We start from the raw sequence: 16,214 nt of genomic DNA, 5'->3' as shown, positions 1-16,214 counted from the left end.
GCACTTTAAGTCAAACAAAAATAACACGAATAATTTTCCCGAAAATTCCCGAAAAATGCACAAAGTCAACAGCCTAGCAAGTAACTGCTTGTAGTCAGGCGATTAGTTCTTGGGAGTCTCCAGAAGAAATTGATGAAAATTCTCAGATTTTCTACTTGCAAGTTATGCCAGTTGATAGATACATATAGCTTCATCTGTATATACAGTCAAGCATGGGAGCAACCAGAGTGATCGCTTGGTCAAGCCGTAGAAGCATATTCCCAAGCGATTACTGAATCAAATTCAGGAGTTGGAGCAAGAGAAAGCCCCTGTTAGCGAGATATTGCAGGTGTTGGGGGTGTTGAACTCAGTGCATTAAAGCCACAGTAACAGTAAACTTAGGATATGTGATCGCCCCAGAAAATCATCGAAGTAGATTCCCATTACTGGGTCGAGTTCAGGAGTTAAATGCTTAAAACGTGTTCATGTAGGTCATAAGTAGATTTACCACGCTTAACACCATTGTATAAAGCTTCCATGAACTTGATTGTTGCTTCAACAAAGATGTTCTCTGCTTAAATATAAAATTTACTTATGTATTTTTTTTTAAGCACGCTGCACTACCACAAAATTATTTCTGGTACAACAAGTGATTGCATTTTTGTGAAGAAATAAATGCGTTTTTTGCACTAAACAAACGAAATTTAACAAGATATTGAATTTTTCATAAGCCAACAAAATACCTCTGGACGAAGATTAAAATTAAGTTTATGTAATTTTTAACGGGTATAAGTATTTACATTACTTATAAAATTTAAGATTTGGTAAAGATGTTTATGCGATCTAGGAATAGTGGTAGATAAATAATCATGCTAAATAAACCAAACAAAACAGCAGTAAAACCAAGTTTTACGAGCTATTTTTCTCTAATTTCGTCCATTATTACTGATGAAATTTGTAGGTAAGCTTTGACAAATTAATGAAAAAGTTGCGTAAATTTTTCAGTCTGACTGTAAGCGATCGCTTGCTTCTGGTTAAGGTTGCAATTCTACTTGCAATCATCAGGTTAGGACTGAAATTGCTACCGTTTCATAAACATACATTGTGATTGGTAGTGCAGGAAATACAGCTTTCTATGCCTAGCTGCAATTGAAGAAGGAGAGAGCAAAATTAACATCGAGGAGTTTGTAGGGTATGGTGACAGGGCATTCAAGAGTAGTAGTAGCAAAAGAACAGATATCTTCTGATTTGGATGGAGAGGCGGTTATCCTCAATCTCAAGTCTGGGGTTTATTACGGTTTAAATCCTGTGGGTGCCAGCATCTGGAGTCTAATCCAGCAGCCCAAGACTATCAGCGAAATTCAGGATGCACTTTTGGCACAATATGAGGTTGAGTCTGAGCAGTGCGATCGCGATCTGTTTTCAATGCTCCACCAACTCGAAGCTGAAGGGCTAATCGAGGTCAGTGATGAAACGGCTGCATAAGTTTCTAAAACTTATAAATAGTGATCATAATCTTCTGAGACGAATCTACTTGTCGTACTATTGTAGTCTGTGGTTTTGGTGGGTACTGGCTAATGTTGGTAGCGGCCTCCTAAGACAATTCTTGCCCTGGATTGCACCTTTGTTTGGTTTTTTCCAATGGCTAGTTCTGAGAAAATACAGCCGACGTTTAGGTTGGTGGGTACTTGTCAGTGCTTACACTTGGATTACAACCTACTTCATCATTATCCTGTTCGAGGTAGGGGCTAAGATTTTAGAAGCTGTTCCAAAAGGAGAACTGTTAGTTATAGGAGTGTCTGTCAATATACAGGTGCTTTGGACTTCTATCTTAGTTGCGCTTCTAGGGTCATCTGTAATCGGAGTTTGCCAATGGCTTGTGATGCGAAATCACATCCAGTGTGCAGGCTGGTGGATACTTGCTAGTTCTATGGGTGGAGTTGGTAGAGGATTTGTAAGCGTGGTTCTTCAACCAGTGGTAGACCCTATTATTGCAGACATTGCAGGTTCGTTGGCATATAGTGCAGTGACTGGGATGGCTCTAGTCTGGCTACTACAAAATCGGATTAAACGTCGTCTTGAGCGTGAGATGTATCTGATTTAGACGTTGTAGTTTTACGCCATAAACTAGCAATACACTTTTATCGAGGTTAGGTGTGAAAAGACTAAGTAAGTTTTTGAGTTTGACATCAAGCGATCGGCTGCGTAAGTTTCTTAACCTGACAAATAGCGATCGCTATCTTTTATTGAGTGCGGCATTCATATTAGGAGCAATCAGATCAGGAATGTGGTTGCTATCGTTTAAGATGTTGCAGCAGATTTTAACAAGATTAAGTCAGGCAAAACTTGAACCGCAAATATTGGAGCAATCATCTGTAGACAAAATTGTCTGGGCTGTTAATGTTGCTAGTTGCTATACGCCTGGCCATGTAAAGTGCCTAGCTCGTGCTTTGACAACGCAGGTACTACTGAATCGGTGCGGTTACTCGCCAGAACTCCGAATTGGTGTTGCGAAGGGGGACAAAGGAAAGTTTGAGGCTCATGCTTGGGTGGAAAATCAAGGAGAAATCGTGATTGGTCATCTCAGCGACCTTGTGCGATTTACGCCATTACCGTCTTTTAGTAAGTAATGAACTAAGCTGGCGATACATTCAAGTTAATAAAAAAATGATTGTAATTTTTGGCAATCAGGGCGATATATGTTCCTGGCAAACTTATGAATACTTAAAACAGCAAGAGCTAGATGTCGTTTTTATTGATATGGCATCTGATTACCTCAGTACTTCAGGAATAAATTGGTCGCTTGCTTGTTCAGATAAAGAAGGTTTTATCACAGTTAATTCTCAGAAAATTCCACTGGAAAATATCACTAGTGTACTTGCTCGAATGATATATTCCAGTTATAAAGAGCCTCAATTGAGTCAAAAAGACCAGGATTACATTAGTAGTGAGTCTTATGCTACTTTGATAGGTCTATTAAACTCTCTGGATTGTCTGGTAGTTAACCGCCCGAAACCAGGGATGGTTCGCGCTCCCATACTTGTAAATGGGGAGCAAGTTGAAGCCGTCAAACAATGTGGGTTGAAATTGCCCAATATGCTTGTGACCGCAAGTCATGAGCGTGCCTTGTCTTTTTATAATTCTCATAACCAAATTGCTATTATCGGTTCGCCATCAACTCCATTTTTCCTAGACCTAATCAAGGGTGAGGAGGGAGTTTCAAAACTAGAACTTGTCCTGAATCAGCAACAGCCGATATATTTGCAGGAAATTCCACAAGGTCAGTGGCTTCAGGTATTTGTCGTTGGTAATAGAGTTTTTGGTTCGTCATTCTGGTTTAATTCCCAGATTGGAGTTAATTTTCCCAAGGCTGAACTATTGCCAGAAGTGCAAGAGCAGTGTTGCAAGCTGGCTCAAGCTTTAGATTTGGATTTCATGCAAGTCCGTTTAGTGCAAACAGAGCAAAGCGAAGCTTACTGCTACGACATCAATGATTTTCCCTCCTACTTTCAGTGCGATGAAGAACTCCAAAAGGAGATCATATCTGCCTTGGCTGAATTACTTGAAAAAGGTAATGGAGGTGTTAAGTGATTATTATTTTTGGTGGTTTAGTCGATTCCGTAGAAGCATACGTCTGTGAGCGTTTGTTATCTAAAAATATTGACTTTCTCTTACTAGATGCGCGTCAGTATCCCCACCAGTTCGACTTAGACTATTACCTCAAAGATGGTGTCATAGAAGGTTTTATTCGATATGGCTCCCAGAAATTAGCTCTAAGCGATATTCGTTCTATTTATGTGCGTTATATAACTAAACCGTCTTGGCCGCTGTTAGCACTTGCTGATACACTGCCATCTCTAGTTGTCAACCGACCAAGTGCCAGTGCCTCTAATGCTTCCAAACCTTATCAACAGCAAATTATTAGCAAGTATGGGTTTAAAGTACCCTGTACATTAGTAACAACTGTACCTGAAGAAGCGCGTTGTTTTTATGAAGAATACGATGGAAGAGTCATTTACAAATCAGTTAGTTCTGTGCGTTCAATTGTCAAAAAACTGACTCCAGCAGATTTGAAACAGATGGAGCAAGTACGTAACTGTCCAGTTCAGTTTCAAGAATATGTTCCAGGGGTAGATATTCGAGTTCATACTGTGGGAAACCGACTTTTTGCTGCTGAAATTACCTCAGAAGCTAGTGATTACCGTTATGCAAGTGAGGACGACAATAGAATCATCAGAGGTATTGAACTTCCCGCAGATATTGCCCAGCGCTGTTTAGACTTAACTAAAGGGTTGGGTTTGGTTATGGGAGGTATTGATTTACGCAGAAGTCCATCCGGAGATTATTACTGCTTTGAAGTCAATCCCTCACCAGCTTTTACTTTTTTTGAATCTTATACACAGCACAAAATAGGTGATGCTTTGACAAAGCTACTTCATCAAGGTGAATCATTAAAAGAGAAGATGTCGTTTATCTTAGATGGATCTCAAAGCATTGATAAAAGACCTTTTATTTCAGATGAACTAAGACCAAAGGTTGGGTCTGATCTTGAGCAGTATCCACCTTTAGCTCCAGATGTATCGAAAGATGAAATACACAGGCGCATCCAAGAGATGATCGGGAAAAAACAGCGGGAAAAATTGGGGATAGCTGACAGTCAAATTTCACCCGAAGTATGGAAAGAGTTTTTCAAAAAAAGTCCTCAAGCTGAATGGACAATACTGGAGCAGGAAGCCGTTCTCCTTAATTTAGAAACCGGTGTTTATTTTACCTTAAACCGCGTAGGTAAAGGAATTTGGGAATTATTCACAGGTGAGCAATCATTGGAGAGCATTCTCCTTGTTATTTGTAAGCAATTTGAAGTTGCAGAGGATGTTGCTCGTGCCGACTTAATAGCGTTAGTTACTAAACTTAGCCAAGAAGGATTAATCAAAAATGTCAACAAATGAAGAACTCAAACCTAATCAGAAACAAGACTACTACCAACCACTTCTGATAAAGCATGGACTTCTTACAGATGTAACAGCCCAGAAATCTGGAGATAAAGGTAAGGAAAAGGAAAATTCGGATAAAAATACCGAGAAAGGACCTTTGGCAGAAGAGAAATTCGATGCGGACGCTAAAATGGAACGAGATGAGATGAAAAATGCAAGGGATACTCAAAGCAAAAATGCAACGGATAAGGGGTTAACTGAGTCATTCAAGACTCAAAAGGATATCGCAGATAAACCTGGAATTGAATTTTAGTAAATATGCAAGACCAAATATATTGCATTCACAAAGTTAATCTCCGATTTAGTACAGATAGTCCTGCCTTATCCTCAGCAGTTAAGATGTTGCTTTCCCCTTTTGAGCAGGAGAATCTATCTGAACCAATCGCCTTAGAATTTGTATTCAAAGAGGTTCATAATCGCTCAGAAATCCCTTTTATGGTTTCATCTTCTGCTCAAATGATTTCCTCTTGTAGTGGCAGGTTCTTTGGGGATTCACTCCGGGTAACCTGGAAATGTGACTTTTATCGCTTGATGACCATTAAAATAGCCGATCTTGGTGAAGATGGCATCATGCTCATAGATCATCAGCGCGGTCAAGTAGAAGGGTATTTAGTCAATCCTGATATCAGGCATCCAGAAGTCCTAGCTACTTTTTTCTATCTTGCTCTGAATGAACTTCTCAAAAAGGAAGGACTTTACGGACTCCATGCAGCTGCTGTAGAAAAAGATGGTCATGGTTTTTTGTTTCCCGGGTTTAGTGGTAGTGGAAAGACAACCTGCTGCATTTCTCTACTCAATAATGGCTATCGCTACATCTCTGATGACCATGTATTGTTGCGAGAAAATAATGCTGGGTTTGATATCCTCACTTTTCCCATAAGGCTGGATAATCGGATTTTCTTGGAATCTTTTTTTCAAGAAAATCACAATCGTACAGAAATTGCGACTCTCAATGCTACAAAAAAGACCATTTCATTTTTTCCTCAGCTAACTGCTGCCAAAGGATATCCTTATCAAGAAGAGGATAAGCGATTTTTCTTTGTAGAAGATATATCGCCTTATCTTCCAGTAGATTCTAGTCAAGTTAATTACATTATTTTTCCCAAAATCTTGGATTATCCAAAAAGCTATTTGGAGCATTTACCAAAGAGTAGGGCGCTTGAGGAACTGCTTCCCCAGAGTTTACTAGTTTTTGACCAAGATATTGCTAGAAAGCACTTCCATTTCTTATCTCACTTGGTAGAAAAGTCCGAATGTTACCGACTACATTTTGGTGAAGATGTTCTCGAATTTCCGCAATTAATTGACACTCTTCTGGCAAACATCTAGCTCAGTAAAAGTCCGTTTGATGATAACTAATGTCCCTTGTCTTACAGAAGAGGAATGCCAAGAGGTTAGCTCTGTAATTTATGACCTGAAAAAATTTTGGTGTCAAATTACTTCAGGTCATTTCTACATTTTAGGAGCAGCCAGTTACATAGATGCTGCAAATGCAGACAAAGCCAAGCAGTTTTATTACGGTAAGGCAAAACTGCTTAATCCTATATTAAGAGAGCGGTTTAATTGGCTTTATGAAAGAATTTCTCAAAGCCTAACTAAAGAACTCGGTAAACCTACTGCTTACTTAGAAACACTGGCTTTACCAGGATTTCATATTTTCCCTATGTCAAAAGGGTCTTCCCGAACAGGCGGAGGAATGCATTTGGATTTACAGTATAAATTACTAAATTGGGAACCATCAACAGGAATTAACTTTGAAAATCCAATTTCATTCACTCTGGCAATTACATTACCAGAGTTTGGTGGTGGTATAAATTTCAGTGATTTACCCTCTAAGGAGTTAACTAAATTAACCCTAGAAAAAAGGCAGGAAGCTCTGAAAAATCAAACAAGATTTCATGCATATGCGGTTGGTCACATTGCTATTCATCAAGGACTGATTTGGCATGGGATTGCCCCTATGCGTAATCAGCAACTGGATAACGATAGAATTAGCCTGCAAGGGCATGGACTTTTAGATCAAGATACTTGGCAACTTTATTGGTGAAAGAAATGGAGAGTCTGTTACCGTTTGGCAAAATAACTAATGTTCCTTTTATGACAGAAGAGGAATGTCTAACAATTTATACGGCAATTTATGAACTAAAAAAAATGTGGAGTCGTCGCCATGAAAACAAATATACGCTAGGAGCAGCTAGTTATATAGATGCTAATACTAATATATATCCTTATGTCTCTTACTATGGAAAGGCAAAGCTTTTTAATCCTATACTACAAGAGCATTTCGGCTGGTTATACCAGAGATTAGGCGACATTTTATCTAAAGAACTTAAAAATAACATTTGTTACCAAGACAACTTAGCTTTACCTGGATTTCATATTTTTATATCTGGCCCAAAAAGTATTGATAGAGAAAAATCATTGCATGTAGATTTCCAAGGTAAATTTCTCAAATGGGACTCCTCAGAAAGCATTAATTTTCATGAACCAATATCATTTACTCTAGCGATTAAATTACCAGAATGTGGTGGTGGACTAGATGTGTTAGACATGAGATATGAGGAATATATAAAATTATCACCAAAAGAACAGAAACAAATTTTTAATTCAGACTTAGTAAAAATTTACCCCTATAAATTAGGTGATCTTTTAATCCGTTCTGGCAATATTTTTCATGAAGTTGCTGCTATGCCACATATCCAACTTGGGGAAGAAAGAATTACTCTTCAAGGACACGGACTACTGTGTCAAGATACTTGGTATCTCTATTGGTAATTATTGTTTAAATGCAAGTCATATCACCCAAGATAAAGCGTATTATTATTAGTCTTAAACTAGGACTAAACCTTATTTGGCAAAGCTGTCCTGGTTGGACAATAGGCAGTGCAGTACTCCTGTTTGCTCAAGGTACTCTGCCATTAGTATCAATCTATTTGACTAAACTGATGGTGGATGCAGTATTTAATAGCGTTAACCACACAAACAAATTTTCTAGCTTTCGTCAAGTAGGAATACTGATTTGTCTTGCCGGATTAGTAGCTCTGTTGATTAACCTATGCACCTCAGCAGCAACAATAGTTAACCAAGCCCAGTCACAGTTAGTAACTAACCACGTTCAAGATAATATTCATGCTAAAGCTATCGAATTAGACCTAGAGTATTATGAAGACGTAAATTATTATGATATGTTGTTCCGCGCTCAACAACAAGCTTCTTCTCAGCCTACAAACATATTGAATCGTTTAGTGACATTTGCTCAAAGCAGTATTTCTCTATTAGCAATGTCTGGCTTGCTATTATCTTTGCATTGGAGCGTAGCATTTCTGCTATTTATTACTGCGATTCCTAAAGTTATTGCACGATTTAAATATGCCAGCATGATGTATATATGGAAAACTAAGCGCACACAAATAGAACGGCAAGCATGGTATTTAGATTGGATATTAACTAGTAATATCTATAGTAAGGAAATACGGTTATTTAATCTCGGTTCTGTATTTAGGCGTAGGTTTCGTAGTTTTCGTAAGCAACTCCACCAAGAAAGCTTGGACATTTCCACTAGACGTTCTGTTCCAGAGCTAGCTGCTCAAGCTAGTGGAACAATAATTATGTATGGTTCCTATGGATTCATCGCTTATCAAGCAGTGAAAGGGCAAATTACTTTTGGTGATTTAGCTATCTATCAGCAAGCATTTCGATTGGGACAAGACTATCTCCAAAACATTTTAATCAGTCTTGGCGGTCTTTATGAAGATAGTCTGTTTATTTCTAATCTCTACGATTTTCTTCGACTTCAACCAAAAGTTATTGAGCCATTAGATCCTCAGACTGTACCTAATCCTATGCAGACTGGCATCGTTCTCAACCATGTCAGTTTTCAGTATCCTAATAGTACTCGGAACAGCCTAGAGGATATTAATCTAACTATCTTCCCTGGAGAAGTAGTTGCCTTAGTAGGAGAAAACGGCGCTGGCAAAACCAGCCTAATCAAACTCTTATGCCGCTTGTACGACCCTGCGGAAGGAAGCATCACCATTGATGGCATCGATTTAAAACAGTTTGCTACCAAAGATTTGCGTCGTCAAATCAGTGTTTTGTTTCAGGATTATGGACAGTATAATCTGTCAGTTTTGGACAACATCTGGTTTGGTAACATTGACCTTCCTTATGATCCGGAAAAAATTGCAGATGCCGCTCGTGATGCCAATATTGAGCAACTCATTAATCAATTACCATACAATTACAATACAATCTTGGGTAAATGGGTAGAAGCAGGTGAAGAACTCAGCATTGGTCAATGGCAGAAAATAGCGCTAGCTAGGGCATTTGTGCGAGACTCTCAGATTATTGTCCTAGATGAACCAACCAGCGCCCTAGACCCCAAAGCCGAGGAAGAAGTTTTTCAAAAATTTCGCCAACTCATCAAAGGACAAGCAGCTATTCTCATCAGTCATCGCCTCTCCACAGTGAAAATGGCTGATCGCATTTACGTAATGGAGCATGGGCGAATTGTAGAAAGCGGCACTCATGAAGAATTGATACAGATGGGTGGTAGCTATGCCCACTTGTTTGAAACCCAAGCCAAAAACTACCGATGACAACTTTAATTCCATCACATACCAAAGAATCAGTAGCAACTAACCCAGAAATAGACTTGCTTGTGTGCTGTGTCCGAACCTGCATAGACTCTAAGACAGCAGAGCGAATCAAAACGTTACTCCAGCAAGAAATTGACTGGACTTACCTCATTCACTTAGCATCTCGTCATGGGGTAATGCCGCTTCTATACCAGAGTCTTAATACTTGCCCAGAAGTTGTTCCTAAGACTATCCTGGGTCAACTACGCAGCTACTTCCACGCCAACGCTCTCCATAACCTGTTTTTAACCCAAGAGCTGCTCAAGCTTCTGGAGTTATTTCAAGAAAATAACATCCGCGCTATTGCATATAAAGGGCCTGTCCTGGCAGCTTCGGTCTACGGCAATCTTTCACTCCGACAGTTTAGTGACCTAGATATTCTAGTTCATGAGCAGGACTTCCTGAAAGCCAAAGACTTGCTTATCTTGGGGGGATATCAGTCAGGACGCGAATTTGATTGGGAGCATACTTTTGTATCTGCTGATAGCACCTACACGGTGGATCTCCATCAAGGAATTACACGACAGAAATTCCCCTTCCGCTTAGATTTTGACCGTTTATGGTTGCATCTTGAACCCTTATCCCTGGCTGGCACTACGGTAGTCAACCTCTCGCCAGAGGATTTGCTGATGATTCTTTGTGTACAGATTGCCAAAGACTGCGACGAACAGCTACAACAACTGTCTAAGATTTGCGACATTGCTCAACTGCTTGGTACTCATCCGACTTTGAACTGGGAATTAGTTATGGAACAAGCTAGTCAATTGGGCAGTGAGCGACTAGTATTTTTTGGTCTTTGGCTGACAAGTGAGATTTTTGGAACAGTACTTCCTGATGAAGTCAGGCAAAAAATCCAGCTTGACCAAGGATTAAAATTATACAGTACTCTGATGTATCAAAGGTTTTTCTGTGAAGTTGATAAACCGATGGGAGTGTTTGATACCTTTCTAAAAAACCTGATGCTGATGAAATGCCCGCCGCACAAAGTTCTATCAAAAAGATATCTTGTCTGGTACTTTCTGCGCTTGGCGATCGCTCCCAATGTAAGAGACCAGCAGTTTATGCTTCTACCCCGCCCTCTATATTTCCTCTATTTTCTGCTCCGACCAATTCGGCTAGTTGACAGGTATGGACTAAATGTATTCAGACACCTTCTAGGAGGGTCGGTTCGCTGATTTAAAAAGCTAGAAGAGGAATTAATGCACTGTAAAGCTTATACAGCTTCATTTAGATAGGATTCTGGTAAGCACTTATCCTAATACAAGGTAAGGGAAAGTGTAAATGCGGATTTCTTACAAACTCAGAAAGAAGCAGAGTGAAAAACTGCTAAAATGTATATACAATAAGCATTTTAGCAGTTATAAACTATAACTCGACCTGCAAGGTGATCGCTTTTAAAACAGTTCAGATTTGAATAGCCAAAGTCACTCCCAGTCGTAGTTAATTTCAACGGTGGACAGGTAAGTAACATCCGATGCACCGATTTTGCTTAATTTATCCTAAGATTTCAATCACAGCCGCTAGAATATCTGGTGCTTTGTCTGAAACCGGAATGAATACCCGCTTTTTCCAGTTGATGATCTCGGTGAAACATCCAACAGCTAAGAGTCGCTCTGCCAGTGAGATAGCATTAACCAGTTCTATGCGAGGTTCATTAGCAACGAAAGAACGTCGCAAGGTTACACCACCTGGCAACTGCTGTGTATATCTCTCGTTGAGTACCAGCTTCACAAGTTCTTCTGGAGAAAGCAGCTGGTTCCTGAGTCCAAGTTGTTCGCGCACGGTTTGAATGTCGTGAGCATTCACCACCCGACCGAGAATCTTTTGTCCATCGCTGGTTTGTAGCCGGAATACTCGACTATTCTGCTGTGGTAGTATTTTCCAGATAGGCAATAGAATACCAGTCACTAAATGCAGGTAATCGGTGGTGAACTTGGGCAGTGTGTCTACTTCAGTAGACCATGCCGCAACAAAGGTATCAGCCGAAACCTGCCGCCAAGTGGACGATTCAAAATCTTTGACTGGCACACGGGTTTCTTTTTGTGGACGGACGAGCAACACTCTTGGTACAACACCACCATCAGCGTCATAGATACTATGTGTCGAAATTGACACACTAGCATTGCCTGACTTGGAGTTGATCATGAACCGTCCTTGATATTGAGTGGCAAACTCAAGCATCTCATTAGCAGTTCTGATGTTGTTCCTCTGAACGCGCTCAATTTTCAAGTAGTTGGTGACGCTACCAGTTTGAGCATGAGTATATACAGCTTCCTGGCTCAATACAGTAAAGCGTTCAGCCCGTAAAGTCTCCACCCCCATTTCATAGACCCCTGCCGCGATCGCTGCTTCAATCTGCTGGCTCAAGAGTAATTCAAACCTCTCGAAAATCACGTTTTGCATATTAATCCTCAAAGCCAGCAGCCGATTAAGGAATTGCCGTAGTGGTGGGAGATCGAGCTTCATCCCACCTTCGTGGGAAGTCAGCGATAAACCTGTCATTTGCTCGAAAGTGCCGAGTGACACTTCATAAAATCGACCTTGGAAGATTTGCTTAAATAACTCATACAAAGCGTGTTCTGCATACTGAGATTCAAGATTATCCTTAGCCTCAAATATCCCATTGCTACCCGTCTGCCGTTGACCGCGAGTAAGAGCGCCCAAGCTATCCAGCCTTCGGGCAATGGTTGAGATAAAGCGGCGTTCACCTATAACGTTAGTGGTAACAGGTCTGAACACGGGTGCTGATGCTTGGTTTGTGCGATGCGATCGCCCAAGCCCTTGAATTGCATTGTCTGCCCTCCAGCCTGCTTCCAACAAATAATGCGATCGCCGCCGCCGATTAACAGCGTTTAAATCGGCATGATAACTTCTGCCTGTCCCGCCAGCGTCACTGAAGATGAGGATTTGTTTGTCACCCTGCATAAAGGCAGCAGTCTCAGCAATATTTGCACCAGCCCCGCGTGAATCTACAAATAAACGTCCAGATTCATCTTTTAATACCCGTTTGCTACGACCAGTTACTTCAGCAATTTGTTTGTCACCAAAGTGCCATAGCAATTGTTCTAATGCACCAGGGATTGGATCAAGACTTGCTAACTTATCGACTAACGCATCTCTCAAAGCTACAGCTTCTTGTGAAATAACTGGAGAGCCATCAGCGTCAAAGACCGGCTCGGATCTTTCTTCTCCATCAACACCTGAATGAATGGAATGAAGATGAACAGGGAAAGCACTCATCAGGTAATCCATAACATATTCCCGTGGAGTTAGGTCAAGATTAAGATCCTTCCATTCGGAAGCAGGAACTTCATCAAGTCGTCGTTTCAAAAGTTCTTCATTAGTCGAAACTATTTGAATGACAACAGCAAGACCTTGGGCTAGATCCTGCTCAATCGCTTTGATCAACTGCGGACATTTCATCCCTGTGAGAAGATGATTGAAGAATCTTTGCTTGTGCGATTCAAACTGCGAGTTGGCAGACATCTTAGCAGCACGATTGTACGTTTTTGCGCCAGTTATATTGCAAGCTTCTAAGGCTTTGTCTAAATTATTATGAATAACACCAAAAGCATCGGAGTAGCTGTTATAAATCCGTTCCTGAGTCGGCGTTAACTCAATTTCGAGAGTTTGATATTCAACTCCCTCGAAGGAAAGGCTCCGCGCCAGATACAGTCCCAAAGCCTTGAGATCCCTGGCGACCACTTCCATTGCAGCGATACCACCGCCCTCAATGGATTCCACAAAATCCTCACGGGAGGTAAACGGAAAGTCGCCCGTCTGCCAAAGCCCCAGACGATTTGCATAAGATAGGTTGGAAACCTTCGTCGCTCCAGTAGCAGAAACATAGATAACCCGTGCTGATGGCAGTGCGTTTTGCAACCGCAGCCCAACAATACCTTGCTGGGATGCTGCAACCATACCAAGTTTGCCCTCTTGTGCCATTGCATTGCCCATGCTGTGGCACTCGTCAAAGGAGATAGTACCCTCAAAATCCTTACCTGCCCAGTCAACAATTTGCTTGAGCCGACTTTTACCATTCTTTTGAGAACGTAGAGTAGAGTACGTGCAGAACAGAATCCCTTGGGTGAACGGGATTGGGTCGCCAAGTTTGATGTTGCTCAGGTCGATGATATCTTTTTCAGCACCTCCTAAAGCACACCAGTCTCTACGGGCATCTTCAATTAATGCAGAACTTTTTGATACCCAGATTGCTTTTCTTCGTTCCTGACACCAGTTGTCGAGGATGATTCCTGCACATTGTCTACCCTTACCAGCACCCGTACCATCGCCTAAGAACCAGCCACGACGAAATTTCACGGCATTTTCTTCGCCCTGAGCCGCAAAAGTCACATTATCCCACGAATAATCGACAATATAAGACCCAGACAAAAATTCACAGTGCGCCTGACCTGCGTAAATAACGCTTTCAAGTTGTGCTTCAGATAACAATCCTTGTGAGACAATGTTTCGCGGGAGATGCGGTTTGTAAGTGGGTGGTGGTGGCGAGACAAGCGCTAGGGCTGCACTCTCACAAAGCAGTGAGGGATGAGGTAAAGCATCTTTAATTCTGATTCGCTGTGGGCGATAGGTTTCATATAAAGTATCTTTGAGTCCTTCTGTAGCAGACCATTCGACGACTTCGTATTCCAGAATAACCACATCTGGAATTGAAGAAAGTGTTTCTGCTTGAGCTACCACAGAGCGTTTTGGCAATTGAACAACTTTTGCCTTCGCAGCCGCAGCTTTAGCAGTTGAATGCTGCCACGGAGATCGCTGTGGTAATTGCTCAATCAACGCCAGCAGTTCGGGCAAGTCCAAGGTTTCGGGAATACAGGGGATGTCGTCGGGATTATCAGCCGGGACTTTATCAATTACCGTAATTCTGGTGTCGATTTGTGTACCATGTTTCGAGTACACTTTGCCGTTGCCCCCAACAGACAGTAGAACTCGCGCAAAATCCTGCCACTTAACAAAAGTCTCTCGCCAGCTTGGGTTAGCCGGAGAAAACCAGTTGGCTGTGATTGTTACCAGTCGTCCACCGTCAGCTAGTCTTTGCAATGCCGAGTTGATGTGGCTCTTAGTTGCGTCCGGGTTGCGACTGTTGATTTTGGGAGATGCGGAGAAAGGCGGATTCATCAGCACAACTGAGGGCTGAGTCTTGCCAACCAGATAGTCGTTAATCTGTTCCGCGTTTACTGAGAATAGTGGTGTACCTGGGAATAATCGCCGCAGAATCTTACTTCTATCGGGTGCAAGCTCGTTGAGCATCAGACTTGCACTGTGCAGTTTAGCCATTTGTGCCAATAGGCCAGTTCCGGCACTTGGCTCCAGCACCAAATCAGTAGCTTGTATAAATCCTGCTTTGGCTACTAGATAAGCAAGCGGCAGAGGGGTGGAGAATTGCTGAAGCTGTACTGACTCTTCACTACGCCGTGTTTGGGTTGGGCAGAGGGCTGTTAATTCTTCTAATTGTTGCACAACCACTTGAGGTTGTTGTGATAAAATCTTAATTCCCAGATGACGCAGATATAATATTTGCGCCACTTCCACAGCTTCGTAAGCATCTTTCCATTGCCATGCACCAGACGCGGCAGTGCCGAGAAAGTAGCGATTCATCTGGGCTTGGATTGTCCTGGTGGAGATAGTCCGTTGCTCAATCAGTGATTTGGTGAGTTCTTGAGCAACGTTGAGGATTGATTGCCCATAATCCAGAACTGTTTCTAGGTCAAACAGAGTTCCTTGGGTGGCTATAAGGCTGACCATATCTATATATATGAATACATCACTTTCGCTTTGGCGTAGCCGTTTGAGCTAAGACGGGTTAGGTGGGAGTAGTCGGAGTCTGGGGAAAGGGATGATAACTGCTGGCGTGGGAACAAAATGGTGAGGAGATTGTGGTTCTAGAGTCCAGGGGTCGGAAATCTTCTCAAATGCGATCGCCCTTGGAGTGGCTTGTTGGATTTCCTGTTGTGGAGTAGGTTGTGGGGAAGTTGCGGAAACTGTGGGTTGTTCAATAAACGATGGCTCCCATTCGATTGGCGGTAAGGGTACAACCCACAAACCATCTATGAAATCGAAAACCATCAGCGCAACAAAGCTCATAACGACTGCTTGGATCGTGAGGGTAAGAATAGCTTGGATATCCATAATTAATTCCAAATGTTTGTGATTTTTCAATGTGGTGAGGCGTTGCATCTGGGTTTGAAGCGTGTGTTTGGTCGTTGCAACTCTCACTCTGGCTTTGGCGTAGCCATGAAAATTCCCATTCAGAAAACGGGTGATTATGTTTACCTAGACCATTGAAATCTTCTTAGCAAAGGCTAAGATCCAAAAAGTCACTAATTGCAATAAGCAATGGCAAGCAAAGAAATCCAAGTCAGAGAGTACACTGTCAGAGCGCACAAGCGGGAAATTCATACTCGCGTTTTCAACTTCGTATGTAAGCAGTGTGAACAACCCACACAAAGAGAAACTTTTGGAGTCCGACCGCTCTATTGTGAGAAATGCCGTCCACCACAAGCACCCAAGCAATCGAAAGTAGTCCCTATAGGCAAGAGGAAACCCAGAGCTATGAACTACAAGAGTGGGAAGGATATAAGGG

At 41.7% G+C, this 16,214-nt stretch carries 15 protein-coding genes; 13 read left to right on the top strand and 2 right to left on the bottom strand.

Annotated features, from left to right (window positions below; translation table 11 throughout):
• Window positions 1-1,173: 1,173 nt before the first annotated feature.
• From GNF10_RS27515 to GNF10_RS27465, 11 genes are all read left to right on the top strand, one after another.
• The gene (locus GNF10_RS27515) at window positions 1,174-1,464 is read left to right on the top strand and encodes a lasso peptide biosynthesis PqqD family chaperone (protein ID WP_185586442.1); all 291 of its coding nucleotides are present in this window, start codon (window positions 1,174-1,176) and stop codon (window positions 1,462-1,464) included.
• A 121-nt stretch (window positions 1,465-1,585) separates the two neighbouring features.
• Window positions 1,586-2,083 (top strand): hypothetical protein, encoded by a 498-nt coding sequence (locus GNF10_RS27510; RefSeq protein ID WP_185586441.1) that lies wholly within the window; start codon window positions 1,586-1,588, stop codon window positions 2,081-2,083.
• Window positions 2,084-2,135: 52 nt separating this feature from the next.
• Entirely contained in the window at window positions 2,136-2,609 is a 474-nt protein-coding gene (locus GNF10_RS27505; RefSeq protein ID WP_311774221.1) for a lasso peptide biosynthesis B2 protein, read from the top strand.
• Between the two features lie 37 nt (window positions 2,610-2,646).
• Complete coding sequence (locus GNF10_RS27500) at window positions 2,647-3,570, top strand: hypothetical protein (RefSeq protein ID WP_185586440.1); 924 nt, start codon at window positions 2,647-2,649, stop codon at window positions 3,568-3,570.
• Complete coding sequence (locus GNF10_RS27495) at window positions 3,567-4,928, top strand: PqqD family peptide modification chaperone (protein ID WP_185586439.1); 1,362 nt, start codon at window positions 3,567-3,569, stop codon at window positions 4,926-4,928. The genes GNF10_RS27500 and GNF10_RS27495 overlap by 4 nt, the downstream gene beginning before the upstream one ends.
• Entirely contained in the window at window positions 4,915-5,226 is a 312-nt protein-coding gene (locus GNF10_RS27490) for a hypothetical protein (RefSeq protein WP_185586438.1), read from the top strand. The genes GNF10_RS27495 and GNF10_RS27490 overlap by 14 nt, the downstream gene beginning before the upstream one ends.
• A gap of 5 nt (window positions 5,227-5,231) precedes the next feature.
• Window positions 5,232-6,302, top strand: coding sequence for a hypothetical protein (locus tag GNF10_RS27485; protein WP_185586437.1), 1,071 nt, complete (start codon window positions 5,232-5,234; stop codon window positions 6,300-6,302).
• Between the two features lie 19 nt (window positions 6,303-6,321).
• Window positions 6,322-7,020 (top strand): hypothetical protein, encoded by a 699-nt coding sequence (locus GNF10_RS27480; protein WP_185586436.1) that lies wholly within the window; start codon window positions 6,322-6,324, stop codon window positions 7,018-7,020.
• The gene (locus tag GNF10_RS27475; protein WP_185586435.1) at window positions 7,002-7,748 is read left to right on the top strand and encodes a hypothetical protein; all 747 of its coding nucleotides are present in this window, start codon (window positions 7,002-7,004) and stop codon (window positions 7,746-7,748) included. Before GNF10_RS27480 ends, GNF10_RS27475 begins: the two co-directional genes overlap by 19 nt.
• 11 nt (window positions 7,749-7,759) lie before the next feature.
• A complete protein-coding gene (locus tag GNF10_RS27470) occupies window positions 7,760-9,571 on the top strand; it encodes an ABC transporter ATP-binding protein (RefSeq protein ID WP_185586434.1) in 1,812 nt (603 codons plus the stop codon).
• Window positions 9,568-10,785: a nucleotidyltransferase family protein gene (locus GNF10_RS27465; protein WP_185586433.1), complete on the top strand. Its 1,218-nt coding sequence runs from the start codon at window positions 9,568-9,570 to the stop codon at window positions 10,783-10,785. The genes GNF10_RS27470 and GNF10_RS27465 overlap by 4 nt, the downstream gene beginning before the upstream one ends.
• A gap of 319 nt (window positions 10,786-11,104) precedes the next feature.
• On the opposite strand, the gene GNF10_RS27460 is transcribed toward GNF10_RS27465, so the two are convergent.
• Window positions 11,105-15,376, bottom strand: coding sequence for a strawberry notch family protein (locus tag GNF10_RS27460; protein WP_185607281.1), 4,272 nt, complete (start codon window positions 15,374-15,376; stop codon window positions 11,105-11,107).
• Window positions 15,377-15,424: 48 nt separating this feature from the next.
• Window positions 15,425-15,760, bottom strand: a complete 336-nt coding sequence (locus GNF10_RS27455; RefSeq protein ID WP_185592198.1) for a hypothetical protein — start codon at window positions 15,758-15,760, stop codon at window positions 15,425-15,427.
• A 12-nt stretch (window positions 15,761-15,772) separates the two neighbouring features.
• Here GNF10_RS27455 and GNF10_RS38040 point away from each other — a divergent pair, with 12 nt between their 5' ends.
• Together GNF10_RS38040 and GNF10_RS27450 are read left to right on the top strand one after the other, a co-directional pair.
• On the top strand, window positions 15,773-15,916 hold the full coding sequence (locus GNF10_RS38040; RefSeq protein ID WP_185592200.1) for a hypothetical protein: 144 nt from the start codon (window positions 15,773-15,775) through the stop codon (window positions 15,914-15,916).
• Between the two features lie 51 nt (window positions 15,917-15,967).
• A partial coding sequence (locus GNF10_RS27450; protein ID WP_185607280.1) for a hypothetical protein occupies window positions 15,968-16,214 on the top strand: 247 nt, incomplete at its 3' end.

The sequence above is a fragment of the Nostoc sp. UCD121 genome (assembly GCF_014222285.1).
Lineage (GTDB): Bacteria > Cyanobacteriota > Cyanobacteriia > Cyanobacteriales > Nostocaceae > Nostoc.
This window is presented reverse-complemented; position numbering and strand designations above follow the sequence as displayed.

What these genes read in the sequence shown, in the direction of transcription:
- GNF10_RS27500 (WP_185586440.1), top strand. Translation starts at nt 2,647, where the DNA reads ATGATTGTAATTTTTGGCAATCAGGGCGATATATGTTCCTGGCAAACT.
- GNF10_RS38040 (WP_185592200.1), top strand. Translation starts at nt 15,773, where the DNA reads ATGTTTGTGATTTTTCAATGTGGTGAGGCGTTGCATCTGGGTTTGAAG.
- GNF10_RS27480 (WP_185586436.1), top strand. Translation starts at nt 6,322, where the DNA reads ATGATAACTAATGTCCCTTGTCTTACAGAAGAGGAATGCCAAGAGGTT.
- GNF10_RS27465 (WP_185586433.1), top strand. Translation starts at nt 9,568, where the DNA reads ATGACAACTTTAATTCCATCACATACCAAAGAATCAGTAGCAACTAAC.
- GNF10_RS27490 (WP_185586438.1), top strand. Translation starts at nt 4,915, where the DNA reads ATGTCAACAAATGAAGAACTCAAACCTAATCAGAAACAAGACTACTAC.
- GNF10_RS27455 (WP_185592198.1), bottom strand. Translation starts at nt 15,760, where the DNA reads ATGGATATCCAAGCTATTCTTACCCTCACGATCCAAGCAGTCGTTATG.
- GNF10_RS27485 (WP_185586437.1), top strand. Translation starts at nt 5,232, where the DNA reads ATGCAAGACCAAATATATTGCATTCACAAAGTTAATCTCCGATTTAGT.
- GNF10_RS27460 (WP_185607281.1), bottom strand. Translation starts at nt 15,376, where the DNA reads ATGGTCAGCCTTATAGCCACCCAAGGAACTCTGTTTGACCTAGAAACA.
- GNF10_RS27515 (WP_185586442.1), top strand. Translation starts at nt 1,174, where the DNA reads ATGGTGACAGGGCATTCAAGAGTAGTAGTAGCAAAAGAACAGATATCT.
- GNF10_RS27470 (WP_185586434.1), top strand. Translation starts at nt 7,760, where the DNA reads ATGCAAGTCATATCACCCAAGATAAAGCGTATTATTATTAGTCTTAAA.